The organism is Amycolatopsis sp. cg5, from assembly GCF_041346955.1.
GTDB lineage: Bacteria > Actinomycetota > Actinomycetes > Mycobacteriales > Pseudonocardiaceae > Amycolatopsis.
Genome location: NZ_CP166849.1, coordinates 7,454,284 through 7,478,142, shown reverse-complemented (window position 1 = coordinate 7,478,142; position 23,859 = coordinate 7,454,284). Strand labels below are relative to the sequence as shown.

Below are 23,859 nucleotides of genomic sequence, written 5' to 3'. Positions count from 1 at the left end.
GGATAACCCCTCGAACTAGGTATCCCCATCCTGTCGGGCCACCGTCCACAGGTCGCGCGTGCACGCAGGGTGTACGGATGCGGCCGAGTTGCGGTGCGGCGGAGCGCGTGCTATCACGCGCGAGGAGTTCACTCGGCCTGATTACTTGCCCGGAATTTAAGGCAAGAGTTTATGGCAGCATCTTTTAGGCCATTCGCGGTATATCACTCTGCGCGCCGAAAAGGCAGCACCGCATTGAATCACGGTTGACACCGTCTCCCGGTTTTTCTTGTGTTGACGGCGTGCCGCGAACGTGCTTACGGTGGCGTGGCATTCGACGAGCAAACCGCGCACCACGCAGACGCCCATTCACCTGCCGACCGCTGCGCTACGAGTGAGATGAAAGGCCACTCCGCATGACGGTCTCTGTGCGCGTGCGCAGCCTGCCCGCGCTGATAGAACGCACTCTGGCTGCCGGTAGTCAGCGGCAGCTCGCAGACAAGGTGGGCATCAGCCCGACCTCGATCAACCTCCTGATGCAGGGCAAGCGCTCCACGGTCCGGCTGGACACCGCAGCCGGGATCGAAGACGCCCTTGGGGTGCCCCGGGGATCGCTGTTCGTCTTCACCGACCTCGAACTCGTCGGCCCGTACACCCGCGCTGGGGCTGATGCCGCATGAACGACGCGGCCGTCAATCGCGAGTGGACAGAACGGTTCTTCGCCGAGCGCGGCCTGCGCATGACCGAAGAACACTGGACGGCCATCGAAGCCACAGTGGACGCCGCGCCGCCGATCCCGGCCGAGGTGGTCAACCGGCTCACGGCCGTGATCAACCCGGTCCCGCCGCCGACGCCGGACGCCGGAACCCCGAGTACGCGGAGACACCGAGAGAAACGTCCGCCGCGTTCCCGGCGTGCGGAAAGCGCGGCCTAGCGCCAGGTCGCGCAGGTGTGCCCGCCCCGAGGTGCGAACGCCCCCATTCCCCTCGGGGCGGGCACGCCAATCCACCCTCCCCATCCTGAAAGGCAGTCCACGATGGCCGATCGCCCGGCGCACGCCCAAACCGTGCGCGTCGTCCTGGTCGAGGCTCCGCTGTGGCTGGTCTGGCGCATCGCCTACGGCCTCGGCGTGGTGCGAGAAGCGGTGTCCGACACGGCCGCCCACTACCTCGACTTCTACCGCGACGCGACTCCCGCGCAACGACGCCTCGCCCTGATCACGACCGCGCTCGCGGTCGCGCTGCTGGCCCTGGCCGCATTCACCTTTTCCCTGCTGTGACTGGAAAGGACCCTCGATGACCGCCCCCGTGGAATCCCTCGACATTGCCGAGATGCGCGACCAGCACGACCCGGACACCCCGCTGTTCAACGAACTCATGGCCGAGTACGACGCCGACGTCATTGACGAGCTGTGCCAGGGCTGGCCCCCGGTCATGACGGTCCCGGACGACGAACCCGGCGAGAACCCGGACCAGGACACGGAACCCGGGGAGGTGGAACCCGGAGAAACGCCCGGCGACGCGTCGGAGCCGGTCCCCGACCCGACTCCGACGCCCGCCGAGTAGGTCCCTCCGGTCCCCACCGGCCTCCCAGTATTCCCGCGCCGTGTTCGGAGACATCGTGAACCCCGACCAAGCTCACTCCGCGCCTCGCCCGCGGTCGTCCCCCGGCGGCGACCAGCCCCGCCGCGTCTCCCTCGATCCCTTCGCCAACCTGGTCCGGAGCTGGCGCGACGCGCGCGCCGCCGCTGGCCGGGCACGAGCCGATGTGGACCGCATCGAAGGCGAACTTCTCGAACTCCTCGGCGATGCCGAGGTCGGCACCCTCGACGGAACGCCGGCAGTTCTGCGCGAGACCGAGGAACGCGACGGCATCGACATCGGCCGCCTGCGCCGCGACCACCCCGAGCTGTGGGAGCAGTACCCGCTCGCACGCCGCCGCACGCACCTGAAGTTCCCCCGCCAGCGAAGGACCGCCCCGTAATGCTGCTCAGCCTGCGCATCGTCGCCCTGCTACTGCTGTTCCGCCTGCTCGTGCTGGACCTGGAGACCGCCCGCGACCTGTGGGGCTGGCTCACGGTCGGGTTCGACATCGTGCTTGGCCTGGTGATCTGGCTCGACCGGGAACCGCACCGTCGAGCCGAAGAGGACGTCCGGTCGTGACCGCCACCGAAGTGGACGGTCTCGCCGTCGTCGCCGACGAACCGCGTCCCGCACCGTTCAAGGACAAGGGCGGGAACCCGATCTACCAGCCGCAGACCCGCGTGCTCACCCTCGCGGACGGCTCGGTGGTCTACGGCTGCGCGCACTGCGACTACACCAACCGCAACCCCAACTCGATCCGCCCGCACCTGTCCCGGCACAACAGCCGCCGCAAGACCAACGGGTCCGCGCCGGGCGCGCTGAGCCTGCCGCTGGCCGAACTCATGGAACGGCTGGAGAAGCTGGACGAGATCACCGAGGACCGCGACGCCTGGAAATCCCGCGCCCTGCGCGCGGAACGCCGCCTCAAGCAGCTCCGCAACGCCCTCGGGGTGTCCGCGTGATGGACACCGACCTGGAGCTGACCGTGGACGACACCCGCTGTCCGTCCTGTTTCTCCACCCACTTCCTCGGCGTCGAGATCTTCGGTGTCTACGACGGCGTTCTCTACTGGGAATGCGGCGATTGCGGGCTCCGCTGGCACCGCTTCCCGTCCGGGCACTACCTCCGCTCCCGCGCTGACCGGTACCTCGCCGAGCCCGAACCGATGCCCGTGCGCGAACACGTGCCCTTGTGACCGGCGCACCCCCTCACCCCGGAAATCCCAGCCACAGAAAGGAAAACGCGTGTCGGTCAAACTCTCGCCCGCGCTGCCAGCCGACGACCGGAACGGAATGCCCGCGATCGCCTCGTCCCTGGTCGACTGCCCGGACGACGTGCATGTCGCTGTCCTGCTTGTCCGGACGAAGGAGATCCGCACCAACGCCCGTACCGGCGATGTCGTGCCCACGGCGGAAATCCTGGCGTGCGAGGCGTTCACCGGGGCCACCGCCGACGCGGCGACCCTGCACCGCCTGCTGCGCCGCCAGCACGAACGCCGTACCGGCAAGGTCGAACTGCCCCTCGAACTCGAGGAAGCCATTGACGCCCTGCACCCCGGCGACGACCAGGACGCCGACGAGGACGACGCGGCCGAGCCCACCGACGACGAGCCGGACACCGAGCAATGGTGACCCCGCCGCCCAGCACCGTCCGGCCCGCCCAGTCGAAACCTGCTGGTCCGCCGTATCCGATGCCGCAGACCCTCGTGTGCGAGTTCTGCGGCTACCGCGCCGTGTCGTTCTGGCCGGGCCGCTACGTCGACCACGGCGGCGGCCTCGTGTGCACCCGCACGGCGGTGCGCCGGGTTCGGCGGGCCGTCGCATGAGCGAGTACACGCCGCCGATCCGCCGGAAGAACCACGGCAAGGGCCACTCCTACGTGGACGCCCACGGCGTGAAAGTCCCTGGTGTTACGACGATCCTGTCCGATGGCGTCCCCAAGCCCGCGCTGATCAATTGGGCGGCGAAGACGACCGCGGAATACGCGATCGACCATTGGGACGCTCTCGCCGAGCTGTCGCCGTCGGCCCGGCTCAAGGAGCTGAACGGGGCGCGGTTCGCCGACCGGGACGCCGCCGCCCGCCGGGGCACCGAGGTCCACGGCCTTGCCGAACGCCTCGTCGCCGGTGAGGAAGTGGACGTCCCTGACGCGCTGGCCGGGCACGTCGAAGCCTATGTGGACTTCCTCGACGCGTTCCGCGTCGAGCCCGTGCTGGTCGAGTTCGTGGTGGTGTCGCACTCCTACGGCTGGGCCGGGACCTGCGACCTGATCGCAGATTTCCCCACGTTGGGAAAGCGGTTGCTGTGCGACATCAAGACCAGCCGCAGCGGCGTGTTCGGCGAGACCGCCTGGCAGCTCGCAGGGTATCGCTACGCCGACTCGTACGTGGATTCCGCCGGCCACGAGGAACCCATGATCGAGGTGGACGGCTGCGCGGTGATCCACGTGCGCGGCGATGGCGCCGACCTGTACCCGATGCAGGCCGGGCCGCAGCAACTTCGCGAATTCCGCTACATCCGAGAGGTTTCCCGCGCCTGCGCGCGTTCCCGCGAATACGTGGGCGATGCGGTCCTCCCGCCACCGCTGGAGGTGAGTGCATGACCGGCGAACTGCAACGCTACGAGCAGCCCGGCGGCGAGGTCGCCGCCGCGCCCGCGTTCAACGCCCCGACCGAGCTGGATCAGTGGGTCCTCGTCGTGCGCGACGTGTCCCGATTGGCCAGTCAGATCGCCGACACCCCGTTCGTGCCGGACGGGATGCGCGGCAACCCTGCGAGCGTCACGGCCGCCATCCTCACCGGTCGAGAGATGGGCATCGGCCCGATGACCAGCCTCCAGCACATCCACGTCATCAAGGGAAAACCCGGCAAGAGCGCGGAAATCATGCGCGGCATGGTGCTGGCCGCCGGTCACCACCTGCGCGACGTCGAGGTCACCGACACCCGCGTCATCCTCGAAGGCCGCCGCCGCGACGAAGAGACCTGGACCCGGGTGACGTTCACCGCCGACCAGGCCCGGCGAGCGAAGATCGACTTGGGTGGATATCCCGAGGACAAGCTGTACGCGCGCGCGACGACGAGGTTGTGTCGCCGCAAGTTCGCCGACGTGGTGGGCGGGATCGCCCTGACCGTGGACGAACTGGAGGACGGCGACGACCCGGACCCCACCAGGGCCGCCCCCACGGCCCCACACGGCCCGGCCGAGTCCGAGGCACCCCCACCCGCGAAACGCACCGCAAAACGCCGTACAGCCCCGAAAAACGGTGCCCCCAAGGCCAAGCCCCCGGCCGGGAACACCGGACCGGCGGAACCGGCGGCCGACGCCGAACGCGCCGCGCCACCGCCCTCCCTGCCCGGCGACGACGAGCACACCGACGAACCCGACCCGGCCGAGTCCTCCCCGGACGCCTCGACGGACGAGACGGTGACCCGCTCGCAGCTCGACAAGCTTCACGCGCAGCTCGGCGAACTCGACGTGAACGACCGCGGGGACAAGCTCACGATCGTCGGTCAGCTCGTGCAGCGGACCCTCGCCTCGTCCAACGACCTGACGAAATTGGAGGCCACACAGGCGATCGACATCCTTGCCCGGGTCCTCGACAGCGACGAGCCCAAGCGGACGCTGGACGCGGTGCTCGGCGAGCTGGAGTCCTGATCCCTTGTCCTGGTTCAAGGTAGACGACGGGTTCTATGACCACCCCAAGGTCTTCGACGCTTCGGATTGCACCGTGGCCCTGTGGACCCGCGCCGGTAGTTGGTCCGCACGCAACCTCACCGATGGGTTCGTGCCGTCCAACCTTCCCGTGCGGCTCTGCGGCGACCCCGACACCGCGATCCGGGAACTCGTGGAACGCGGGCTGTGGAGCCGAATCCGTGGCGGATACAAGTTCCACGACTGGACGGACTACCAGCCCACCCGCGCGGATGTCGAAGCCGAACGCGAACGGTGGCGTCGGAACAAGGCCCGGCAACGAAAAGCCAGGTCACCCGACATTGTGTCCACTGGGGACACTCCAGGGGAATCCCTGGAGATTCCGTTGGAGAGTCCCGAAGAGAGTCCTCGGCGAGTCTCCCGTTCCCGTCCCGACCCGGAATCCCCTAAAGGGGATTCCCGGGGAGGGCGCGCGAACGTGCGTGCGCGCGGGGCGCGCTCGCCGACGCCCTCCCCGGCCGATCGACAGCCGCGTGCCTCGCCGGACGTGCGATGCGTCGAGCACGAGCACGACGACGACCCGCCTCGGTGCGGCGCGTGCGCACGCGCCCGCCGCCAGCACGAGCAGGCCGCCTACGAACAGCGCGTCGACGCCCGCCGCGCCGAGCTGGCCGCGACCCGGGCCGACAAGCGCCGGGCGATCGAGAACTGCTCGATGTGCGACGAGAACGGCTACCGGGGCACCTCCCTGTGCCACCACGACCCGCACGCCGAAGCACGCGCTTCGCGCGGCCGGGCGCTCGTCAACGAACTCATGGGCTGGAACAGCAACGACGAACCGGAGCCGCCATGACCGACCTCGATCTCTCGCCGTGGCGCGGAACCTGCGCCACCTGCGGCGCGGCCGTGGTGTGGGCGACCACGGCGGCAGGGAAGCCGATGCCGGTCAACCCGGAACCCGCGCCGGAGCGCGGCAACGTCGCGCTGTCCGTCCACGGTGGACAGCTCGTCGCCGGGGTGCTGCGCCGCAACCAAGCCGCCGGAGCCCGCGACGCCGGACTCCCGGTCTACGCCAGCCACTTCACCGACTGCCCCCACGCCGACCAGCACCGGAGACGCCGATGAACGGCCCCGAGCACTACGCCAAGGCCGAAGCCTGCTTCGCCGAAGCCGACCGCGACGGCCCGTCCTACGAGGACGCCGCCCTCTGGCTCGACCTCGGCATCGGGCACGCGCTGCTCGCCATCGCCGCCGCCCTCGGCCAGCAACTCGCCGACCGCTATCGAGGCGACGGCGACCACATCAACGCCTGGCATCGCGCGTGGACGCCCACGCCCGAACCGCCGGCAGAACCCACCGACGACGAGAAAGCCGCATTCAGCGAATGGGGGCCAGCATGACCGCCCGTCTGTCCACCGTGGACCGCCGTACCCGCGCCGAGATCGGCCGATCCAGCAACCGGCGCGGCAAGGAAGCCGAACAAGCCTTGTCGCGCTGGCTGCGCGAGAACGGATGGCCCGACGCGCAGCGCACCGTCCGAACGGGCTGGCGCGTCGGCGACCGGCAGTCCCGCGACCGTGGCGACATCGACGGCACGCCCCGGTTGTGCTGGCAGGTCAAGACCTCCGCCGAGGACTTCACCGACAACCGGGTGCTCAAGGTGCTCGCCGCGACCGCCGAGCAGGCCACCGCCAGCGGCGCCGACTACGGCATCGCCGTCGAACGCCGAGCAGGCAAGACCGACCCCGGCCGCTGGTTGGCGTGGATCACCGCGGGCGACCTGTACGCCCTCGCCGAGACCGCGCGCAACCCGTTCGTCCTCGCCGTCGCGCAGCCGCTGCTCGACGTGCCCGTGCGCCTGCTGCTGCGCGACCTGGTGCCGCTGCTGCACGCCGCCGGATACGGGAGCCCGGCATGAGCGACTACGTGGTCAACAACTGCCAGCGGTGCGGGCATTCGGCCGACTGGCACCGATTCGATGACGACCAGCTCGTCACCTACGACCGAGCCGAAGTGGACTGGACCGACCGGCCGTTTCGGTGCGTCGGCCCCGGCCTGACCGGCTGCCCGGCGCACTGTCCCGACTTCGCCGGGGAACCAGTGACGATGATCGAGGAAGGAACCGCGCCGTGAGGATCATCCTGCGCCCGCGCACCGACCCGCACTTCGGGCCGAGTGAACTCGCGGACCAGCTCGGCCGATGGCTGCGACCGGACACCACGGGAAGCGTGAAGGCCCGGGTCACCATTTCCGGTCGTATCAAGGAAATCACGCTCGACCTCGACCACCAGCCCGACGAAAGCGACATGCCGTGAACGAGCTGCACCGCTGCCACCGTGGCCCCCGCTGCGCGCAACACGAAACCGACCCGCACCACCCGGGGATCAAGCGGGGCGCGCCGATCAACCCGGCCGAAGGGCTGTGCGACGCCTGCACCCGCCACCTCCGTCAAGCCATTGTGGACATGCCCCGGGATTACCTCGACCTCGAAACCGCGATCACCGGCACCTGCGACGGGCTCCGCCAGCTCGTCGCCGGAACCCCCGAACTTCCTGTCCCGATCTCGCTGACCATCGCGGCCCTGCAAGCCGAGCTGCTGCACGAAGCCCAATGCTGGGCCGAATCCGTCGCCGACGTCCTCGGGATCGACTGGGACACCCAAGCCGCCCAGCGCAGCCGCCCCGGCCGGGTCCTCGAACGCGCCAAGCGGGTGCTGACCGGCGGGCTGTCCGCGTTCCTCGCCCTGCGCGGCGCCGTCCACACGGGCTGGTCGTACGGGGAATGGATCACCCTGGACCGCGACGGCCTGGACGGGGCGCTCGTGCTGCTCGACCTGCACCACCGCGCCCGCGCCCTCACCGGCCAAACGCGACTCATCGAACAGGTCCCGACCCCGTGCCCCCGCTGCGAACAGCAAGCCCTTCAACGCGTCAACGGCAGCGACACCTTCACCTGCGCGGCCTGCGGACGCCCGTACTCGTGGGACGAGTACCGGAAGCTGTGCACCTTGCTCGCCGACCGGCGGGAAGGCGCGGCGGCATGACCGACCTGTACGAGACCGCCGTGCGGTTGCTCGCGACGAACGCACTGCGCCGCTACGCGCAGGAGTACTACGCCGAACACCTGTCCTGGCACGACTTCGCCGACCAGGCCCGCGCCGACCTGTCCACATTGGCTGGCGAGGGCCTGCTGAACCCGTACCTCGCCCGCCAGCTCGCCGACCACCAGCCGACGCCGTGAACGCCACCGATCCGTGGCCGTGGCCCGGGGACAGCCCGCTGGACCGGGCTCGCCGGGTCGCGCGCACCTACCGGGACGCGCTGATGGGAGCCGACGAGGAAGCGTGCGCCGAGGTGGACCAGCAGTGCCGCGACCTCGGTCAGAGCTGGGTCGTGCCGAAGCCGCTGATCTTCGGGCAAGACGACCTGCTCGACGCCGAGGAGGTGGCCGAGATGTGCGACGTGCAGCCGGACACGGTGCGCCAATGGAAACGCCGAGGTTTGCCCACAGTGGACACTGCCGATGGTGTGCGATTTCGGGTCGCCGACGTGCTGGCCTACCACGCCGGGCGTCGCCGCCGACGCGCTCACAAGGGTGTAAACCCTGATATGACAAGGGATTCGTGACCGGGGGCCGGTGGCGCGCAGCCGCGTGACTGTACTACCGTTCGCAGCAAGCACCCGTCTGTCCAACGCCCTGGACGCGGGTGCCGCGACGCGGTACGGGATGGTTCCGCGAACGTGGCGGGCGGCTGCACCAGGACCCCGGTTCGTCGAATGCGATCGTCAGATGCGGCCCTGCCCGAGCCCGCACGCGGGCGTGCAGCCCCCGCCACCCCTTCACCTCCAGCCACAGTGGACACCGCCGTGCCCGCCAGCCCGCCCCGCATCTGCCCGACCTGCCGCCGCACCGTCCCGCCCGGCCCCTGCCCGACCTGCCGAGCCGAGCAACGCCGCGACTCCGACCAGCGCCGAGGCACCGCCGCCGAACGCGGCTACGGCCACGACTGGCAACTCAACCGCGCCGAGTTCCTGCGCGAGCATCGGCTGTGCGTGCTCTGCCAGCGACCGGCCACAGTGGCCGACCACCATCCCGAGACCCGCCGATCCCTGATCGCCCGCGGAGTAGCCGACCCCGACGCCTGGCACCGTCTCCGGCCGCTGTGCAAGACCTGCCACGACCGGCACACCGCCCGCACCAGCCCCGGAGGCTGGCACCGACAGCAGCTCGACGGAGGACCCCATGCAGCCCGGTAACAGCACCACGGTCGCGGTGACCACAGTGGCCGGGGCCGTCGCGCTCGTCCTCGTCTGGGTTCTCGACCTGGCCCACATCGAGATGCCGCCCGCCGTCGCCTCCGCCGTCACCGTCGTCCTGTCCGCTCTCGCCGGATACCTCGCTCCCGCCCGAACCAGCAGGTCCGCAGGCCAATACCCCGCAGGAGACGCCGACCGTCCAAACCGGTGACCGCGTTGTCCACTTGGGCTAAAGTCCCGGTTATGGGTGGAGTGCAGAGCGTAATAACCGGTCGTCTGAGGTGGTACGGGATCACGATCGCGTGCCACGAATGCGGAGCCGACCAGCAGTGGACCATGACCCTCGACCAGCCCGCCGACATCGACGGCGAACTGTCCTGGCTGGACTGTGAAGCCGGTCACCGCGTCCGGCACCCGCTGATCTACCCCGCCATCGTGCGCCGCGTGATCGGCTGGACCAGCAGCCCCGGCGAACACGACAAGCCCTACCTCCGGCCGCTGCACGACTGGAAGCCACAGTGGATCGCCTACACGTCCGCGCCCGGCCAGCGGCCCGCCCTCGTGTATCGCGAATGGACCGAGCCCGGCCCCGTGAACTGGGAACGCGACTGGCCGCAGCTCATCGAAGGGCAACGCCGAATCGACCGAGCCCGCGCCGAAGCGCTGCACCTCGAACGCCTCGGGGTGGATACCTCCTGGTCCGTGGTCTCCGAAGGGATCTACGGAAACGGCGGCTACACCGAACACGACATCGAACTCCGCCAGCGGGCCGTGATGCCGGTATGACCGCCACCAGCAACCCGGCCCCCAGCCCGCAGGAATGGGACAAGCTCCGGCAGCAACCCGGCACGTCATCAGCCAAAGTGGACCGCTTCCAACGCGACTTCGCCGACGTCCAACGCAAGCTCCCGAAGACCGCCGACGAAGCCCGCGACCAAGCGCATCGCGCCTACATCACCGCGGTCGTCACCCTCGCGACCGCGCAACGGCTTACCTTCCGCATCCGCAAGCGCAAGAAGCTGCTGGAGATGGCGAACCTCGGCTTCGCCTCGGCGCACTGGCTCATGCTCGAAGAACAACGGCTCCGATCCCTCGGACACGACGCGCCGAGGTACCCGCGATGAAGGAGCTGCGCACCCTCGGCATCGGGCTCGGGCTGCTCGTCGGGATCGTCGCCCTGACCGCCTTCCTCATGGGGCCGATGACCTGGCTGCTCACGCCCGCCGAGGTGCAGCAGCTCCCGCCCGCCGACCGGCTCGCGTTCGAGAGCGGCGTCCGCGACGACCTCATCCACCTTGTGATCGCGGGCGCGATCGTCGCCGGGATCTACTGCCTGTTCGCCATGCTGTCGCACGCCCAGCGCAACCGCTGACCCCCGGCCCCGGCTCCCGCCGGCATCACCCCCTCCGGCCTCGCCTCGCCGCTCGCGGCCCGTTTGCGCAGGTGACGGGGGGGCAAGGGGGTCGGAATCACCAGGGCCTCGCGGCACCCAGACCGCGCCGGTGGTGTTCTTCGTGGCGTCCCGCGTTTCGCCAACTCGGTGCAAACGCCGCAGGTCAGAGCAGGGGCACCGGAGGGGGCGCGGGGAACGCCCCCTCCGGTCGTCCCGCCCTAGCGGCGGCGGCGCAGCACCCGCTTCACCAACGCGGCCAGCCGGGGCGCGTGGTCCTTCCCGAGCTGCGCGGCGAGCCCGCCGAGGTAGCCGCCGACCACGCACTCAACCAGGTAACCGGCCATGGCCAGCCCCCTTTCACTCGCGGCAAGGCGTCCTCGGCGCCTTGTCCACGAATTGGCTGCGAAGCGGCCCGGACAGACAGGAGACCCGGTGATCGACACGACCGGACGCCACCCGTCCACGGCGCACATCGCCCGGTTCTTCCGGTACGGGCACCTGGGCGACGACGAGGCGCGCACCGTCTCGATGCGGTGCTCCACGTTCGCCGAGGCGATGATCGACGCCCTGCCGGACGGGCCGGAGCTGACGGCCGGGTTGCGGCACTTGCTGGAGGCGAAGGACTGCTTCGTCCGGGCCGCGCTGCCCGAGGACGACTGACCAGCGAACGCACGGAAGCCCCCGCACTCGGTGCGGGGGCTTCCGGGGGCTGGTCCTAGTTGGCGACCGCCCGCTTCCATGCCTGCTCGGCGTCGTGCTTGGCCTGTTCCAGGCTGGTCGCCTCGCCGTTGTCCAGAACGATTCCGGCTTGCGGGCTCATACACACCTTCCAGGCGTACGGGCCGCTGGTCGGAACTTCGGCCCAGTAGTTCTCGGCGAGGTTGTCGTCCTCCGCCACGAGGAACCACGTGTCGATGCCGTCTTCGTTCGGGAACTGCATCCACTGAAATTCGAGGTCCTGGGTCATCACTGGTTCACCGCCCGCGCGAACGCCTGCTCGGCCTGCTGCTGCGCCTGCTCCGGGGTGTCCGCCTTGCCGGTCTCCAGCTCCCGGCCGCCGGGGAAGCACTCGCCCACGGTCCACACGTACGGACCGCCACCGGTCGCCGCGACCTCGGCGTAGTAGTCCTCGGCGCGGCCGTCGTACTCGGTCGAGAACGACCACAGCTCGTCGCCGTCTTGGCCGGGGACTTCCTGCTCCCACGTTCCGGTCGGGGCGTTGTGGTCGGTGGTGGCGTTCATGGTGGTGATCTCCTGTCCGGGTCGTTTTCCTTGTGTGCCTTAAGCTTCGACGCTTGGGCGCGATCGGGACCAGCGATCTTCGGTTCCGATCATGTTCCGTGGACCACGCAACGCACCGTGCGATCTGTTGGCACGCAAAGGGAAACCCCCACGGCGCACCGTGGGGGTTTCCTGATGGAAATGATCTAGCGGCCGGTGTTGCTGGCCTGGGCCTCGACCTGGACCGGGCCTTCACTGGCCTCGTACGCGCGAACCAGGTTCGCCACGTTGTCGGCGAACGGCTGCTCGTGGTCGTACTCGATGGTCGCGATCACCTTGGAATCGGGGCACGACAGTTGAAGATTGCCGTACCCGTCCGTTTCGATCGCGGCCCACATGAACCCGTTGTCGTGCGCCTGGTATGACACGGTGAGGTTGCCTTTCGATCAGTGCGGTTGGTGATTGGGAAAGGAACCGGGCCGGGGCGGCTCAGTCGTGGTTGGGTGAGCACGCACCCCGGCCCGGCCCCTGATGACCCCGTAAGGTCACCAGGTTCAGTTCTCGCGGACGTCCTTGACCTTGCCCTGCAAGAAAACCTTGACCTTGCCGTTCTCCTGGGTCTGCTGGGTGACGTTGACCCCGAGGCCCTGGCGGGCGGCGGCGCGGCGAACGGCGGCCTTCACGCCGTCCACGATCTTCGGGTCGTTGTCGATCTCGGGCAGGGAGTACGGCTCCTTGTCGTCGTACGACTTCTGCACCAGCTCGGCCAGCGGGTTCGGCTTGCCGTTGCCCTTGGTGGGCTTGGGCATGGCCTCGGCCTTGGTGGCACCGGCGGCGAGCTGGCTGAACAGGTCACCGTTACCGCGCTTGGCCTGGGTCTCCTCGGCCGGGGTGGTCGAGGTCGCCGGGGCGTCGGCCGCCTTGGTCTCCGCCTTGGGGGCGGCGGGCTTCGGGGCGGCGGGCTTGGCGGCGGGGGCTTTGCGCGCGGTGGTGTTGGTGGCCATGGGGTTCCTCCTGTGGTGAGTGGTGGTGGGCCTGTTTGCCCTCCGTTGACACCAACATTCGACGCGACCGCGCGAGCAGGACAAGCGATCTGGGGCATGGAATCTTTTCGTAATCTTCGCGGGGAGTGTGCGGTCGGAAACCGTTGCGCGGACACGAAAAACCCCCACGGGAAGCCCGTGGGGGTTGATGGTGCAGCGGCTCAGATGTCCGGGTCGATGTCGGTGATCAGCACCCGCTGGTCGAACAGGGTGCCCGCGACCCGCGCCGTGCAGTAGCGGCCACGGACCCGGCCGACGTGCACCGTGGTTCCCGCCGGGCAGACCACGGTTTCGACCCGGACGCCGTGGGCGTCGGAGCGGCCAAAGGTGATCGAGCGTCGGGTCTTGCCGGTCATCGCGGCCTCCTGGGGTGTCCGGGTCGGTTTTCCTTGTGCACCACGATCCTCGCGACGCGGCCCGCGATCAGACAAGCGATCAACGATGAGCCGTTCGGGCCGACTTGAACAGGAGAGCGGATGAGCGAGCGGTACATCGAGTACGTGCCGATCGAGGACGTGGAGGGCGCGGCGCGCAACCCGAAGGGTCACGACACGGCGGGCATCTCCCGAAGCATCGGCCACTTTGGACTCGCCGAGCTTCCGCTGATCGATGAACGCACCGGCCGGTTGGTGGCCGGGCACGGGCGTCACGAGCAACTGCTCACGTGGGCCAAGGACGGGCGCGACGCACCCGAAGGCGTCCGGGTGGACGACGACGGCCGGTGGCTGATGCCGGTGATCCGGGGTTGGTCGTCGCGTTCGGACGATGACGCCGAGGCGTACCTGATCGCGTCGAACAACCTGACCACCCGGGGCGGCTGGGACGACCGCATGTTGGCCGAGGTACTGCACGACCTCGGCGAGGCGCAAATGCTGGACCTGACCGGATACGAACCGGACGACCTGGCCGCGCTGGAGGACGCGCTGACCGCGGGCGAGGAAGACGGCGACGAAGGCGAAGGCGACCCGCCGGACAAGGGCGAGGCGCTGCGGCTGGCCGGGGTGACCGTCGGCGAGCCGGACTACGAGACGACCACCGGACAGATCTGGACGTTGGGACGTCATTCCCTGGTGGTGGCCGATGTCCACAAGGGCTGGCCACTGTGGACGCCGCTGCTGCGCGAGGGCGACTTGCTGTGGCCGTACCCGACGATGCTCGCGCCGTTCGCGCAGAAGGCCGAACAGCACCGCGTGGTCATGGTGCAGCCGTTGCCGTACCTGGCCGGGTGGCTGCTGACGAAATGGCGGCGGATCACCGGCGAGGAACCGGTGCTGTCCACTCCGGCCAGCGGGAGGGCCGCGTGAGCATCATCGCTACTGCCGGCGGAATGTTCGACCGGTCCGCCGCGCCGATCTACTTCGCGGCCGGGGAATCCTCGGCGTACCCGCGTCACCTGCTGCTCGCGGTCAACGACCTGTACCACCGAAGCCAAGAGCTGCGCATGGTCCGGCTGCTGGACGAGGGGCACGTGATCCTGCTGGACTCCGGGATCTTCAACCTGACCAACGAACACAAGCGCGCGACCGGCGTCACGATGGACGAGGCGCTGTCCCTGCCCCCGGACGAAATCCAGGGATTCGACCGGCTTTTCGACCGGTACGTCGAACTGGCCACAAAGTACGAAGACCGGTTGTGGGGCTACATCGAACTCGACCAGGGCGGGCGAGACAACAAGATCCGCACACGCCAACGACTTCACGACCTCGGTCTCAACCCGATCCCCGTGTACCACCCGCTCAATGACGGCTGGGAGTATTTCGACCAGCTCGCCCGCGGTTACGACCGGCTGTGCTTCGGCAACGTCGTGCAGGCCAACCATCCGACGCGGGTCCGGCTGCTGCACACCATGTGGGAACGCCGACGCCAGTACCCGGATCTGTGGGTCCACGTGCTCGGGCTGTCCGCCTGCGAGTGGTGCCTGCCGTGTCCGCCGGACTCCTGCGATTCCTCGTCCTGGCTGAACTCTCTGCGGTACCCGGCGGTGCGCACCGAGTCCGCCGCGCTCCGGCGGCTCGGCGAACTCGGCCACCGATTCCTCTACGGGGCTGGGGCACACCGCGACGAGGCGTGCCAGATGCACGCCGACGTCATGGAACACACGGGCATGGTCTGGCACGCGCTCCAGGCCGTACACGCGGACTTCGGCGACGTGCCGCACCCACCCCGCGACGACCGCGAAGGCGAGTTGAGCCCGGCATGACCGTGACCGTGTGGACCACCGTGACCGCGCCCGGGTTCCACCGCTGGCCCGACGCGACCGGGGCACGGTCCTATCTGGCCGACCGGCACCGGCACCTGTTCCACATCACCGTGCACGCGGCCGTGTCCCACGACGACCGGGACGTGGAATTCCACGACCTGCAAGACCTGATCCGGGCGTGGTGGGGACCGGGTGCCCGCGAGTGCGGTTCCTCGAGTTGCGAAGACCTGGCCCGCCAGCTGTGGACCGTCCTGCAGAACGACCACCAGCTCACCCCGGTACGGGTCGAGGTGTCCGAAGACGGCGAGTCCGGCGCGAGTCTGACGGGGGTGTCCTGAATGGCCAGTACCGTCACCATCAGCCACAACTTCGAGACCGCGCACCGGTTGCCGCACCTGCCCGGCAAATGCGTCTCGCTGCACGGGCATTCCTGGTGGGCCGAGGTGACTGTGACCGCCCCGGCCCCGGACGCGGCCGGGGTGGTCGTGGAGTTCGGCCCGTTCAAGAAGATGCTGCGCGGCTGGATCGATGAGCACCTTGACCACGGGGTCATGCTCGGCGCGGCCGACCCGCTCGTGCCGCTGCTGCGCGAACACGACTGCAAGGTCTACGAGATGCCGGACGGCTGGCCGACCGTGGAGAACGTGGCCGCCCGCCTCGCCGACGTCGCGAGCGAGCTGCTCGCCGAACTCGACCACGTACCCGGCGCCCGGGTCGCGCAGGTCGACGTTCGCGAGACGCACGTGAACCGGGCCGGGTGGACCGCATGACCAGCACTGCGCCTCCAGCCACATCGGACACGCTCGTCGCGAGCGAGGTCTTCGGTCCCACGATCCAAGGCGAAGGCCCTTCCGCCGGCAGACGCGCGAGCTTCGTCCGCCTGGGCGGCTGCAACCTCGCCTGCTCGTGGTGCGACACCCCGTACACGTGGGACGGCTCCCGCTTCGACCTGCGGGCCGAACTGGCGCGGCGGCCGGTTCAGGACATCGTGGACCGCGCCCTCGTCGGCGATCCCGGGCTCGTCGTGATCTCCGGCGGCGAGCCGCTGCTGCACCAGCACCAGCCCGCGTGGACAGAGCTGCTGCGCAAGCTCGCGCGGTCGGCCGAGATCGAGATCGAAACCAACGGGACCGTCGCGCCAGCGGGCGCGACCCTGCACTACGAGCCGTTCGCCCTGCGGTACAACGTCTCGCCGAAACTGCGCCACTCCGGCGACCCGGAGGAACGCCGTATCCGGCCCGAAGTGCTGGAGCGGTTCTCCGAATCGGCGCGGGTGTCGTGGAAGTTCGTGTGTGCGACCCCGGCCGATGTGGACGAAGCTGCCGAGCTGGTCGCGCGCTACGAGCTGGTCGGGCCGGTGTGGATCTCGCCCGAGGGAACCACCATCGAGGCCGTGCTGATGAACACCAAGATCCTCGTCGACCGGGTGCTCGAACACGGTTTCAACCTGGGCACGCGGTTGCACGTGCTGGTGTGGGGAAACGAGAGAGGACGGTGAACCGGTGACGATTCCGTATGGTCACCTGGACCTGATCTCCGGTATCCGTTCGTGGCTGACCAGCCGTGGACTGGACCCCGATGACCCGAACCTGCGCGACACCCCGAACCGTGTGCTGCGTGCCTGGACCGAGTTGACCGCGGGCTACGACCAGGACCCGGCCGCCGTGCTGGAACGGACGTTCCCCGTCGACCGGTCGGACGGCATGATCGCGGTGACCGCCGTGCCGTTCACCTCGGTCTGCTCGCACCACCTCATGCCGTTCACCGGGACCGCGACGATCGCATACCTGCCGGTCGCCGGGGCACCCGTGGTCGGGCTGTCGAAACTGCCGCGCCTGCTCGACATTTACGCGCACCGGCTCCAGGTCCAGGAGCAGCTGACCCACCAGGTCACCGACGCGCTGGACACCTACCTCAAGACCGAAGGGTCGGCGTGCCTGGTGCGCGCCGAGCACGGATGCATGACACAGCGCGGTATCCGCAAGCCCGGCGCGGCGATGGTGACCACCGCCGTCACCGGCCGGTTCGCCACCGACCCCGAACTTCGGGCACAGCTGATGGCCCTGCACCAGGGAGGCTGACATGGGACGCCGAGGCGTGCCGCCGAAGCCCACCGCCCTGCGGATCATCGAGGGTGACAAACACACCGAGCGGTACAACCACCACGAGCCGATCCCGCGTCCCGGACGGCCAGAGTGTCCGGACGATGTGGCCGATGCCGTCCGCGAGGTCTGGGACTACACGGTGTCCGAGCTGGACGCGATGGGCATCGCGCACTCCTGCGACCGGGACACACTGCTCTGCTACTGCGAAGCCGTGGTCGCGCATCGCCGGGCCTCGGCGGTCGTGGCGAAAACCGGGGTCATCCAAAAAGGACTCCACGGCGGGTACGTGCGGAATCCCGCGCTGGTGATCCAGCGCGACAGCGCCCACGTCATCCGTGCGTTCGCGCAAGAATTCGGCCTCACCCCGTCCGCGCGGACCCGGATCGAGCAGAGGGACGGGGCCGGCAGTGGCGACCAGGGCAACCCGTTCGCGGGCACCGGCTAAGCGTCCGCCGAGCCGCGCCACCCTGGAACGCCTGAACATCTCCCGCGAAGTCGGCTGGTACCTGTACTCGCGCGGCATTCCGTTGCCGGACTGCCCGCCCGCGATCAAGACTCCGGACGGCGGAGCCCGCCGGGGCGCGCGGTTCGATCCGGCCCGTGTGGACCGGGTGCTGGACGTGTTCTCGCGTCTGCGGCACACGCAAGGGAAATGGGCCGGGCGCCCGCTGGTGCCGGACCCGTGGCAGATCGCCTACGTCCTCGCGCCGGTTTTCGGGTGGGTGTACCGCAACGAGGACGGGGATTGGGTGCGCGTCACGCGCCGCGTCTACGTTGACGTGCCGAGGAAAAACGGCAAGACCACCATCGCGGGCGGGGTCGCGACCTACCTCACGTGCGCTGACCACGAGCAGGGCGCGCAGGTGTACGCCGTCGCGTCCGGCCGGGACCAGGCGCGGTATTGCTTCGACCCGGTGAAGCAGCTCGCCGAGAAGTCCCCGGCATTGAGCCCGTACGTGAAAGCGCTACAGCACCGCATCATTCACCAGCCCTCGGGCTCGTACTTCGCGGTCGTGTCCCGGCTGGCCGACGTGCTGCACGGCGCCAACGTCGCCGGGGCGATCATCGACGAACTGCACATCCACAAGACCCCGGACCTCGTGGAGGCCGTGGAAACCGGCACCGGTTCCCGCGCGCAGCCGCTCGTGTTCACCATCACCACGGCCGACGACGGCCGGACCGCGACGATCTACGCGCGCAGGCGGCATTACGTGGAACAGCTCGCGCGGGGCTCGCTGCGGGACACCTCGATGTACGGGGTGGTGTGGGCCGCCGACCGCGACGACGACCCGTTCGCCGAATCCACATGGCGGAAGGCGAACCCCGGCTACGGCATCTCGCCGTCGAAGGCGTACCTGGAGAACGCGGCCAAGGAAGCCCGCAACAGCCCGGCGGACCTGGCGAAGTTCCTGCGCCTGCACCTCGGCATCCGGACCCGGCAGCAAACCCGGTTCCTCGACTTGGAGGCGTGGGACCGCAACGCGTCCATCGTGGACGAACGCAAGCTCGCGGGCCGCGTCGCCTACGGCGGACTCGACCTCGCGTCCACGTCCGACCTGTGCGCGCTGGCGTGGGTCTTCCCGGACGGCCAAGGCGGGCATGACTTGCTGTGGCGGCTGTGGTGCCCGGAAGGCGCGTTGCCCGCGATCGAGCGCCGTACTGCTGGGCAGGCAACGGTGTGGGTCGAGCGCGGCCTGCTGACCGTGACCCCCGGAGACGTCGCGGACTACGACTACATCCGGGCGCAGATCAACACCGACCGCGAAGCGTTCACCGTGCGGGAGATCGCCTACGACCCGTGGAACAGCTCGCAACTCGTGTCGGACCTGCTCGGCGACGGCGCGCCGCTGGCGAAGATGCGGCAAGGGTTCGGCAGCATGTCCAGCCCCACCAAGGAATTGCAGCGACTCGCCTTGGAGGGAACCGCGGAGCAACCCCGGCTCCGGCACGGCGGGAACGCCGCCATCCGATGGCAGGTCGACAACTTCGCCGTGGAGATGGACGCCGCCGGGAACGTCAAGCCCAGCAAGAGAAACAGCGGCGACAAGATCGACGGAGTGGTTGCGCTGATCATGGCGCTTGACCGCGCTGTCCACTACACCCCGCCCCGCCGCTCCGCCTACGACGACGGCGACCTCGAAATCGTGTAAGGGAGGTCGGGCCGGTGGACATTGCGATCTTCACCGTGGCCGTGGTCCTGCTGGCCGCTTCCGTGATTTGGCACGTGGCCGAGGAATACCGGGGCCGCACGATCGCCGCCCGCCGCCGGGTCGTGGTGTCGCTGGTGGACGACCAGGCCATCACCGGAATCCTGTGGCGCCGCCACCGCCGCCTCGTCGTGGTGCGCTCGGCCGAGCTGGTCCAGCCCGGCCGGGAAGCCGTGGGCATGGACGGCGATGTCGTGATCGAACGCGACCGGATCAACTGGGTGCAGATCGTGGGGGCGGCCTGATGCCTTTCGTTGTGTCCCAAGGGATTCTTTCCTCGGTCCACCAGTACCAGACGGCAACCATCCCGCTCGGGGGGTCTGTCACGCTCGGGGACGGGCTCGCGCAGGACTACGCGACCATCTGGCGGACACAGCCGCAGGTCCGGACCGTGGTGTCGTTCCTGGCGCGCAACATCGCGCAATTGGGCATCCACGTGTACCGGCGCATGTCCGATGTGGACCGGGTGCGGATTTCCGATCACCCGGTCGGGACGCTGCTGGCCAAGCCGAATCCCTTCACCACCCGCTACCGGCTGATCGAAGCGTTGGTGTCGGACCTGGCGATCTACGACAACGCGATCCTTGCCAAGGCCAACATGGACACTCCCGGTCTGGTGCGGCTCGATCCCCGCTACGTCACGCCGATCTCGGCGAACCAATTCACGGTCGAGACGTACCGGTACCGGGGAACCACCGGCTACCGCGACATCCCGGCCGAGCAGGTCGTCCACTTCCGGGGCTACAACCCGGACGACAACCGGTGGGGCTGTTCGCCGATGGAGACGCTGCGCCGCACGCTGTCCGAGGAATACCAGGCCGGGCAGTACCGCGAACAGCTCTGGCGCAACGGAGCCCGGCTCATGGGCTACCTCAAGCGTCCGGTGGACGCGCCGGACTGGGGCGAGGGCGCGCGGGAACGGTTCCGCCGCTCGTGGCAGGCGCAGTACACGGGCACCGGCGCCAAGGCCGGGGGAACGCCGATTCTGGAAGACGGCATGGACTTCGTGCCCGCGTCGGTGACGCCGGAAGCCGCGCAGTACATCGAATCCCGCAAGCTCACGCGGGAAGAGGTCGCGAGCGCGTATCACATTCCGCTGCCCATGGTGGGAATTCTGGACCACGCCACGTACTCGAACATCCAGGAGCAGCACAAGCATCTGTACCAGGACACGCTCGGGCCGTGGCTGACCATGATCACCGAGGAACTGGCGCTGCAACTGCTGCCGGATTTCGAGGACTCCCAAGACATCTACCTGGAGTTCAACCTCGCGGAGAAGTTGCGCGGGTCGTTCGAGGAACAGGCCGCGCAGCTCCAGACGGCGACCGGTGCCCCGTGGATGACCCGGAACGAGGCGCGGGCACGGGTAAACCTCCCGCAGGTGGACGGAGGCGACGAGCTGGTGACGCCGCTGAACGTGCTGATCGGTGGGCAGGCCAGCCCGACCGACACCGCGCCGGAACCGAAGGTGGCGCGCGATCGGACGCTCAAACTCCTGGAGGGGTTGGCATGAAGGTGAAGACCTGCCCGGTCCTGATCAAGGCCGCCGGTACGCAGGACGGCACGGACGACGGCGTTTTCGAAGCGATCGTCGCCGCGTACAACGTGGACTCGGTGGGCGACAAGATCGTGCCGGGAGCGTTCGCCGAAACCCTGGACGAGTGGAAGAACTCGGGCAGTCCGATTCCCGTGCTGTGGTCGCACATGTCGCACGATCCCGACTACCACATCGGGTACGTGGAAGAGGCCGAGGAACGCGAGGAGGGTCTGTGGGTCCGCGCCCGTATCGACCTGGACGAGCCGAAGGCCAAGAAGGTCTACAAGCTGCTCAAGGGAAAGCGGGTTCGGCAGTTCTCCTTCGCGTACGACGTCCAAGAGGGCGGATGGGTCGACGAGAAGTCGGCGGACGACGACGCCGCGGGCGACGGGTATTTCGAGCTGCGCAAGCTTCGTCTGTACGAAGTCGGCCCGACGCTGATTGGCGCGAACCAGGAAACCGAGCTGCTGTCGGTGAAATCCGCGATCGGCGCGCACTCGACCGCCACGGACGACGGCACGTGGGACGGCCCGGCGAATGAGGCGCGGCTGTCGAACGACGCGGGCAAGGACACCTACCGCAAAGCGTTCGCATGGCAGGACCCGGACGGCGACCCGGACGCCAAGTCGTCGTACAAGTTCATCCACCACAACGTTTCCACCGAAGGCGAGGTCGGGGCGGCGAACCTGCAAGCCTGCACCACGGGCATCGCTGTCCTGAATGGCTCGCGAACCGGGACGACGATCCCGGACGACGACCGGCAAGGCGTGTACAACCACCTCGCCCGGCACCTGCGCGACGCCGACGTGGAACCCCCCGAACTCAAATCCGAACCCACCACCGACCCCGCCGAGCCCGCGCAGCCCGAGGACAAGGAAGGCCGCGCCATCTCGGCGAAGGACGAGGACACCCTGCGGGGTGCGCTCGCCACGATCACCGACAGCATCGCCGTCATCGAGGGCGTGCTGTCCGGATCGGACAGCGACGACGACACCAAGGCCACGCCCGCCGAGCCCGCGACGAACGACGAGAAGTCGGCATCGCCAGCCCGGCCAGCAGACCGGCCGGATCGTCTTCGTATCTGGATGGCCTCGCTCAACGGCGAGGTCAACCCCGACTCGCTCACCGCCTGACAGAAGGACGACAGAACAGGCCACGCCTGCCCCGTCCGCGAACCACTGCTCGTGGTTCGCCAGCCGGGCACGGAACCGCCTCGATTCGTCTGCGCGCTCCATCGCACACGAACTGAGGAACACCATGACCGACAAGATCGCGCGGCTCACCGAGGAACTGAAGGCGCACCTCCAGAACGCCAACACCATCGCGGCCACGGCCGACGACGAGGGCCGGGACTTCACCGACGACGAGCGGGCCGCCGTCACCGAGTCCATGCGCAAGGCACAGGACGTGAAGAAGTCGCTCGACGCGGCCAAAGCGGACACGAACGTCCGCGCGGCCATTAAGGACCTCGGGGACGCCGTGGGCCTGGTCGACGGGCAGGCCGAAGCGAAAGGCCGGCGGGAGCAGGCCGACCGCGACGGCTACCAGTCCCGGGCCGCGAGCATCGGCGAAACCTTCATCACGTCCGAGCAGTACAAGGACCTGCTGCGGTCCGCGCCGAACGGGCAGTTCGCGAAGGACATGCGGGTGCAGTCCCGCCCGGTCGGGTACAAGGACCTGGTTACCGGGCTGTCCCCGACCTCTGGTGGGGCGTTCCGCACGGAGGACTACCGGGGTGTCCTGGTCGGGCCGGAGCAGTTCTTCCGCCCGCTGACGCTGCGCCAGCTCGTCACCGGCGGCACGACGACCTCGGACCAGATCGAGTACGCCCGCATCACCGGATGGAACAACGCCGCCGCCCCGGTCGCGGAGGCCACCAGCTCGGCGCCGGTCGGCTCGGGCGAGCCCGCGGTGACTCCCGCGCAGGCGGGCGTGAAGCCGGAGAGCGGGTTCTCCACGGTGCGGGTCACCACGCCCGTGCGGACCATCGCGCACTGGATTCCCGTGACCAAGCGCGCGCTGTCCGACGCCGCGCAGGTGCGCACGCTCATCGACTCGTTCCTGGAAACCGGGCTTGAGGAAGAGCTTGAGGACCAGATGATCGCGGGCGATGGGACGGGCGAGAACTTCGAGGGCCTGTCCACTGTGTCCGGCACGCAGACGCAGGCCGCCGTCGCTGACCCGGCCGGGAAGCCCGCAGGCTTCGGGAAGTTGCTGGCCGTGCGCCGGGCGAAGACCAAGGTCCGCACGGTCGGGCGCAGCGTCGCCAACGGGGTCGTGATCCACCCGAACGACCTGGAGACCCTGGACGAGATCTCGGACATGCAGGGCAGGTTTTATTTCGGTGGCCCGTCCGGCGCGAATGGCACGAGCCCGCTGTGGGGTCTGCCGGTCATCGAGTCCGAGGCCGCGAAGGCGGGAACCGCGTGGGTCGGGGACTTCCGCAAGGCGATCTTGTGGGACCGCCAGCAGGCGAGCTTGACCGTGACCGACAGCCACGCGGACTTCTTCGTCCGCAACCTGGTCGCGATCCTGGCCGAGCTGAGGGCCGCGTTCGGCGTGATCCAGCCGTCCGCGTTCTGCAAGGTCTCCCTGGCCTGATGCGGGACGAAGTGGGCTGCCCCGTCTGCGGAAGCACCGACTTCTCTTGCGGGACAGCCACTTCCACCGTCGGCGTAGACGAGC

General features: G+C 69.0%; 45 protein-coding genes. 39 read left to right on the top strand and 6 right to left on the bottom strand.

From position 1 onward, the window contains the following. Window positions 1–395 precede the first annotated feature (395 nt). From AB5J62_RS33780 to AB5J62_RS33655, 26 genes are all read left to right on the top strand, one after another. Window positions 396–659, top strand: a complete 264-nt coding sequence (locus AB5J62_RS33780) for a helix-turn-helix domain-containing protein (protein ID WP_370944057.1) — start codon at window positions 396–398, stop codon at window positions 657–659. Further along, window positions 656–913 carry a hypothetical protein gene (locus tag AB5J62_RS33775; RefSeq protein WP_370944056.1) on the top strand — a complete coding sequence of 86 codons (258 nt, stop codon included), beginning with the start codon at window positions 656–658 and terminating at the stop codon, window positions 911–913. Before AB5J62_RS33780 ends, AB5J62_RS33775 begins: the two co-directional genes overlap by 4 nt. Window positions 914–1,045: 132 nt before the next feature. Further along, the gene (locus AB5J62_RS33770) at window positions 1,046–1,258 is read left to right on the top strand and encodes a hypothetical protein (RefSeq protein WP_370944055.1); all 213 of its coding nucleotides are present in this window, start codon (window positions 1,046–1,048) and stop codon (window positions 1,256–1,258) included. 16 nt (window positions 1,259–1,274) lie between these two features. Next, window positions 1,275–1,544: a hypothetical protein gene (locus AB5J62_RS33765; protein WP_370944054.1), complete on the top strand. Its 270-nt coding sequence runs from the start codon at window positions 1,275–1,277 to the stop codon at window positions 1,542–1,544. Between the two features lie 40 nt (window positions 1,545–1,584). After that, on the top strand, window positions 1,585–1,962 hold the full coding sequence (locus AB5J62_RS33760) for a hypothetical protein (protein WP_370944053.1): 378 nt from the start codon (window positions 1,585–1,587) through the stop codon (window positions 1,960–1,962). Beyond that, a complete protein-coding gene (locus AB5J62_RS33755) occupies window positions 1,962–2,141 on the top strand; it encodes a hypothetical protein (protein ID WP_370944052.1) in 180 nt (59 codons plus the stop codon). The genes AB5J62_RS33760 and AB5J62_RS33755 overlap by 1 nt, the downstream gene beginning before the upstream one ends. Beyond that, window positions 2,138–2,524 (top strand): hypothetical protein, encoded by a 387-nt coding sequence (locus AB5J62_RS33750; protein ID WP_370944051.1) that lies wholly within the window; start codon window positions 2,138–2,140, stop codon window positions 2,522–2,524. Before AB5J62_RS33755 ends, AB5J62_RS33750 begins: the two co-directional genes overlap by 4 nt. After that, window positions 2,521–2,757, top strand: a complete 237-nt coding sequence (locus AB5J62_RS33745; RefSeq protein WP_370944050.1) for a hypothetical protein — start codon at window positions 2,521–2,523, stop codon at window positions 2,755–2,757. Before AB5J62_RS33750 ends, AB5J62_RS33745 begins: the two co-directional genes overlap by 4 nt. 49 nt (window positions 2,758–2,806) lie before the next feature. Continuing rightward, the gene (locus AB5J62_RS33740) at window positions 2,807–3,193 is read left to right on the top strand and encodes a hypothetical protein (RefSeq protein WP_370944049.1); all 387 of its coding nucleotides are present in this window, start codon (window positions 2,807–2,809) and stop codon (window positions 3,191–3,193) included. Window positions 3,194–3,252: 59 nt separating this feature from the next. Beyond that, a complete protein-coding gene (locus AB5J62_RS33735; protein WP_370944048.1) occupies window positions 3,253–3,387 on the top strand; it encodes a hypothetical protein in 135 nt (44 codons plus the stop codon). Continuing rightward, window positions 3,384–4,163, top strand: coding sequence for a hypothetical protein (locus AB5J62_RS33730; protein ID WP_370944047.1), 780 nt, complete (start codon window positions 3,384–3,386; stop codon window positions 4,161–4,163). Before AB5J62_RS33735 ends, AB5J62_RS33730 begins: the two co-directional genes overlap by 4 nt. Further along, entirely contained in the window at window positions 4,160–5,215 is a 1,056-nt protein-coding gene (locus tag AB5J62_RS33725) for a hypothetical protein (protein WP_370944046.1), read from the top strand. Before AB5J62_RS33730 ends, AB5J62_RS33725 begins: the two co-directional genes overlap by 4 nt. A gap of 4 nt (window positions 5,216–5,219) precedes the next feature. Then, window positions 5,220–6,065, top strand: a complete 846-nt coding sequence (locus tag AB5J62_RS33720; RefSeq protein WP_370944045.1) for a hypothetical protein — start codon at window positions 5,220–5,222, stop codon at window positions 6,063–6,065. Next, a complete protein-coding gene (locus tag AB5J62_RS33715) occupies window positions 6,062–6,337 on the top strand; it encodes a hypothetical protein (protein ID WP_370944044.1) in 276 nt (91 codons plus the stop codon). The genes AB5J62_RS33720 and AB5J62_RS33715 overlap by 4 nt, the downstream gene beginning before the upstream one ends. Continuing rightward, window positions 6,334–6,612 carry a hypothetical protein gene (locus AB5J62_RS33710; RefSeq protein ID WP_370944043.1) on the top strand — a complete coding sequence of 93 codons (279 nt, stop codon included), beginning with the start codon at window positions 6,334–6,336 and terminating at the stop codon, window positions 6,610–6,612. The genes AB5J62_RS33715 and AB5J62_RS33710 overlap by 4 nt, the downstream gene beginning before the upstream one ends. Further along, window positions 6,609–7,130, top strand: a complete 522-nt coding sequence (locus tag AB5J62_RS33705) for a hypothetical protein (RefSeq protein ID WP_370944042.1) — start codon at window positions 6,609–6,611, stop codon at window positions 7,128–7,130. Before AB5J62_RS33710 ends, AB5J62_RS33705 begins: the two co-directional genes overlap by 4 nt. Then, window positions 7,127–7,345: a hypothetical protein gene (locus AB5J62_RS33700; RefSeq protein ID WP_370944041.1), complete on the top strand. Its 219-nt coding sequence runs from the start codon at window positions 7,127–7,129 to the stop codon at window positions 7,343–7,345. Before AB5J62_RS33705 ends, AB5J62_RS33700 begins: the two co-directional genes overlap by 4 nt. Beyond that, window positions 7,342–7,527 (top strand): hypothetical protein, encoded by a 186-nt coding sequence (locus tag AB5J62_RS33695; protein ID WP_370944040.1) that lies wholly within the window; start codon window positions 7,342–7,344, stop codon window positions 7,525–7,527. The genes AB5J62_RS33700 and AB5J62_RS33695 overlap by 4 nt, the downstream gene beginning before the upstream one ends. Further along, complete coding sequence (locus AB5J62_RS33690; RefSeq protein ID WP_370944039.1) at window positions 7,524–8,255, top strand: hypothetical protein; 732 nt, start codon at window positions 7,524–7,526, stop codon at window positions 8,253–8,255. Before AB5J62_RS33695 ends, AB5J62_RS33690 begins: the two co-directional genes overlap by 4 nt. Then, window positions 8,252–8,452 carry a hypothetical protein gene (locus AB5J62_RS33685; protein ID WP_370944038.1) on the top strand — a complete coding sequence of 67 codons (201 nt, stop codon included), beginning with the start codon at window positions 8,252–8,254 and terminating at the stop codon, window positions 8,450–8,452. The genes AB5J62_RS33690 and AB5J62_RS33685 overlap by 4 nt, the downstream gene beginning before the upstream one ends. After that, on the top strand, window positions 8,449–8,838 hold the full coding sequence (locus AB5J62_RS33680; RefSeq protein ID WP_370944037.1) for a helix-turn-helix domain-containing protein: 390 nt from the start codon (window positions 8,449–8,451) through the stop codon (window positions 8,836–8,838). Before AB5J62_RS33685 ends, AB5J62_RS33680 begins: the two co-directional genes overlap by 4 nt. A gap of 240 nt (window positions 8,839–9,078) precedes the next feature. Next, entirely contained in the window at window positions 9,079–9,468 is a 390-nt protein-coding gene (locus tag AB5J62_RS33675; protein WP_370944036.1) for a holin, read from the top strand. Then, window positions 9,455–9,679 (top strand): hypothetical protein, encoded by a 225-nt coding sequence (locus AB5J62_RS33670; RefSeq protein ID WP_370944035.1) that lies wholly within the window; start codon window positions 9,455–9,457, stop codon window positions 9,677–9,679. Before AB5J62_RS33675 ends, AB5J62_RS33670 begins: the two co-directional genes overlap by 14 nt. 125 nt (window positions 9,680–9,804) lie before the next feature. Further along, window positions 9,805–10,254 (top strand): hypothetical protein, encoded by a 450-nt coding sequence (locus AB5J62_RS33665; RefSeq protein ID WP_370944034.1) that lies wholly within the window; start codon window positions 9,805–9,807, stop codon window positions 10,252–10,254. After that, a complete protein-coding gene (locus AB5J62_RS33660; RefSeq protein WP_370944033.1) occupies window positions 10,251–10,592 on the top strand; it encodes a hypothetical protein in 342 nt (113 codons plus the stop codon). Before AB5J62_RS33665 ends, AB5J62_RS33660 begins: the two co-directional genes overlap by 4 nt. Further along, window positions 10,589–10,840, top strand: coding sequence for a hypothetical protein (locus AB5J62_RS33655; RefSeq protein ID WP_370944032.1), 252 nt, complete (start codon window positions 10,589–10,591; stop codon window positions 10,838–10,840). Before AB5J62_RS33660 ends, AB5J62_RS33655 begins: the two co-directional genes overlap by 4 nt. A 239-nt stretch (window positions 10,841–11,079) precedes the next feature. Here AB5J62_RS33655 and AB5J62_RS33650 read toward each other — a convergent pair whose 3' ends face one another. Beyond that, the gene (locus AB5J62_RS33650) at window positions 11,080–11,205 is read right to left on the bottom strand and encodes a hypothetical protein (protein ID WP_370944031.1); all 126 of its coding nucleotides are present in this window, start codon (window positions 11,203–11,205) and stop codon (window positions 11,080–11,082) included. An 88-nt stretch (window positions 11,206–11,293) separates the two neighbouring features. Between AB5J62_RS33650 and AB5J62_RS33645 the strand changes: the two genes are divergently transcribed. Continuing rightward, complete coding sequence (locus AB5J62_RS33645; RefSeq protein WP_370944030.1) at window positions 11,294–11,521, top strand: hypothetical protein; 228 nt, start codon at window positions 11,294–11,296, stop codon at window positions 11,519–11,521. Window positions 11,522–11,576: 55 nt separating this feature from the next. Here the strand turns inward: AB5J62_RS33645 and AB5J62_RS33640 are convergent, their stop codons facing one another. The 5 genes from AB5J62_RS33640 to AB5J62_RS33620 all read right to left on the bottom strand — a co-directional run bounded on the left by AB5J62_RS33640 (window position 11,577) and on the right by AB5J62_RS33620 (window position 13,481). Continuing rightward, window positions 11,577–11,801 (bottom strand): hypothetical protein, encoded by a 225-nt coding sequence (locus AB5J62_RS33640; RefSeq protein WP_370944029.1) that lies wholly within the window; start codon window positions 11,799–11,801, stop codon window positions 11,577–11,579. Window positions 11,802–11,827: 26 nt separating this feature from the next. Continuing rightward, window positions 11,828–12,103 (bottom strand): hypothetical protein, encoded by a 276-nt coding sequence (locus AB5J62_RS33635; protein ID WP_370944028.1) that lies wholly within the window; start codon window positions 12,101–12,103, stop codon window positions 11,828–11,830. 185 nt (window positions 12,104–12,288) lie between these two features. Then, window positions 12,289–12,510: a hypothetical protein gene (locus tag AB5J62_RS33630; RefSeq protein ID WP_370944027.1), complete on the bottom strand. Its 222-nt coding sequence runs from the start codon at window positions 12,508–12,510 to the stop codon at window positions 12,289–12,291. 126 nt (window positions 12,511–12,636) lie between these two features. Next, entirely contained in the window at window positions 12,637–13,086 is a 450-nt protein-coding gene (locus tag AB5J62_RS33625) for a hypothetical protein (protein WP_370944026.1), read from the bottom strand. 200 nt (window positions 13,087–13,286) lie between these two features. Further along, entirely contained in the window at window positions 13,287–13,481 is a 195-nt protein-coding gene (locus AB5J62_RS33620) for a hypothetical protein (protein WP_370944025.1), read from the bottom strand. Window positions 13,482–13,601: 120 nt separating this feature from the next. Between AB5J62_RS33620 and AB5J62_RS33615 the strand changes: the two genes are divergently transcribed. The 12 genes from AB5J62_RS33615 to AB5J62_RS33560 all read left to right on the top strand — a co-directional run bounded on the left by AB5J62_RS33615 (window position 13,602) and on the right by AB5J62_RS33560 (window position 23,775). Next, window positions 13,602–14,429: a hypothetical protein gene (locus tag AB5J62_RS33615; RefSeq protein WP_370944024.1), complete on the top strand. Its 828-nt coding sequence runs from the start codon at window positions 13,602–13,604 to the stop codon at window positions 14,427–14,429. Next, window positions 14,426–15,325 (top strand): hypothetical protein, encoded by a 900-nt coding sequence (locus AB5J62_RS33610; RefSeq protein ID WP_370944023.1) that lies wholly within the window; start codon window positions 14,426–14,428, stop codon window positions 15,323–15,325. The genes AB5J62_RS33615 and AB5J62_RS33610 overlap by 4 nt, the downstream gene beginning before the upstream one ends. After that, complete coding sequence (locus AB5J62_RS33605; protein WP_370944022.1) at window positions 15,322–15,663, top strand: hypothetical protein; 342 nt, start codon at window positions 15,322–15,324, stop codon at window positions 15,661–15,663. The genes AB5J62_RS33610 and AB5J62_RS33605 overlap by 4 nt, the downstream gene beginning before the upstream one ends. Next, complete coding sequence (locus AB5J62_RS33600; RefSeq protein ID WP_370944021.1) at window positions 15,664–16,095, top strand: 6-pyruvoyl tetrahydropterin synthase family protein; 432 nt, start codon at window positions 15,664–15,666, stop codon at window positions 16,093–16,095. Continuing rightward, a complete protein-coding gene (locus tag AB5J62_RS33595) occupies window positions 16,092–16,823 on the top strand; it encodes a 7-carboxy-7-deazaguanine synthase QueE (protein WP_370944020.1) in 732 nt (243 codons plus the stop codon). The genes AB5J62_RS33600 and AB5J62_RS33595 overlap by 4 nt, the downstream gene beginning before the upstream one ends. A 4-nt stretch (window positions 16,824–16,827) precedes the next feature. Beyond that, window positions 16,828–17,406 carry a GTP cyclohydrolase I gene (gene folE / locus AB5J62_RS33590; RefSeq protein ID WP_370944019.1) on the top strand — a complete coding sequence of 193 codons (579 nt, stop codon included), beginning with the start codon at window positions 16,828–16,830 and terminating at the stop codon, window positions 17,404–17,406. Window position 17,407: 1 nt separating this feature from the next. Beyond that, window positions 17,408–17,875 (top strand): phage terminase small subunit P27 family, encoded by a 468-nt coding sequence (locus AB5J62_RS33585; protein ID WP_370944018.1) that lies wholly within the window; start codon window positions 17,408–17,410, stop codon window positions 17,873–17,875. After that, the gene (locus AB5J62_RS33580) at window positions 17,838–19,580 is read left to right on the top strand and encodes a terminase large subunit (RefSeq protein ID WP_370944017.1); all 1,743 of its coding nucleotides are present in this window, start codon (window positions 17,838–17,840) and stop codon (window positions 19,578–19,580) included. The genes AB5J62_RS33585 and AB5J62_RS33580 overlap by 38 nt, the downstream gene beginning before the upstream one ends. A gap of 14 nt (window positions 19,581–19,594) precedes the next feature. After that, the gene (locus AB5J62_RS33575; protein ID WP_370944016.1) at window positions 19,595–19,882 is read left to right on the top strand and encodes a hypothetical protein; all 288 of its coding nucleotides are present in this window, start codon (window positions 19,595–19,597) and stop codon (window positions 19,880–19,882) included. Next, window positions 19,882–21,150, top strand: coding sequence for a phage portal protein (locus AB5J62_RS33570; RefSeq protein WP_370944015.1), 1,269 nt, complete (start codon window positions 19,882–19,884; stop codon window positions 21,148–21,150). The genes AB5J62_RS33575 and AB5J62_RS33570 overlap by 1 nt, the downstream gene beginning before the upstream one ends. Then, window positions 21,147–22,307 carry an HK97 family phage prohead protease gene (locus AB5J62_RS33565; protein ID WP_370944014.1) on the top strand — a complete coding sequence of 387 codons (1,161 nt, stop codon included), beginning with the start codon at window positions 21,147–21,149 and terminating at the stop codon, window positions 22,305–22,307. The genes AB5J62_RS33570 and AB5J62_RS33565 overlap by 4 nt, the downstream gene beginning before the upstream one ends. Window positions 22,308–22,431: 124 nt before the next feature. Then, on the top strand, window positions 22,432–23,775 hold the full coding sequence (locus tag AB5J62_RS33560) for a phage major capsid protein (protein WP_370944013.1): 1,344 nt from the start codon (window positions 22,432–22,434) through the stop codon (window positions 23,773–23,775). Window positions 23,776–23,859 lie beyond the last annotated feature (84 nt).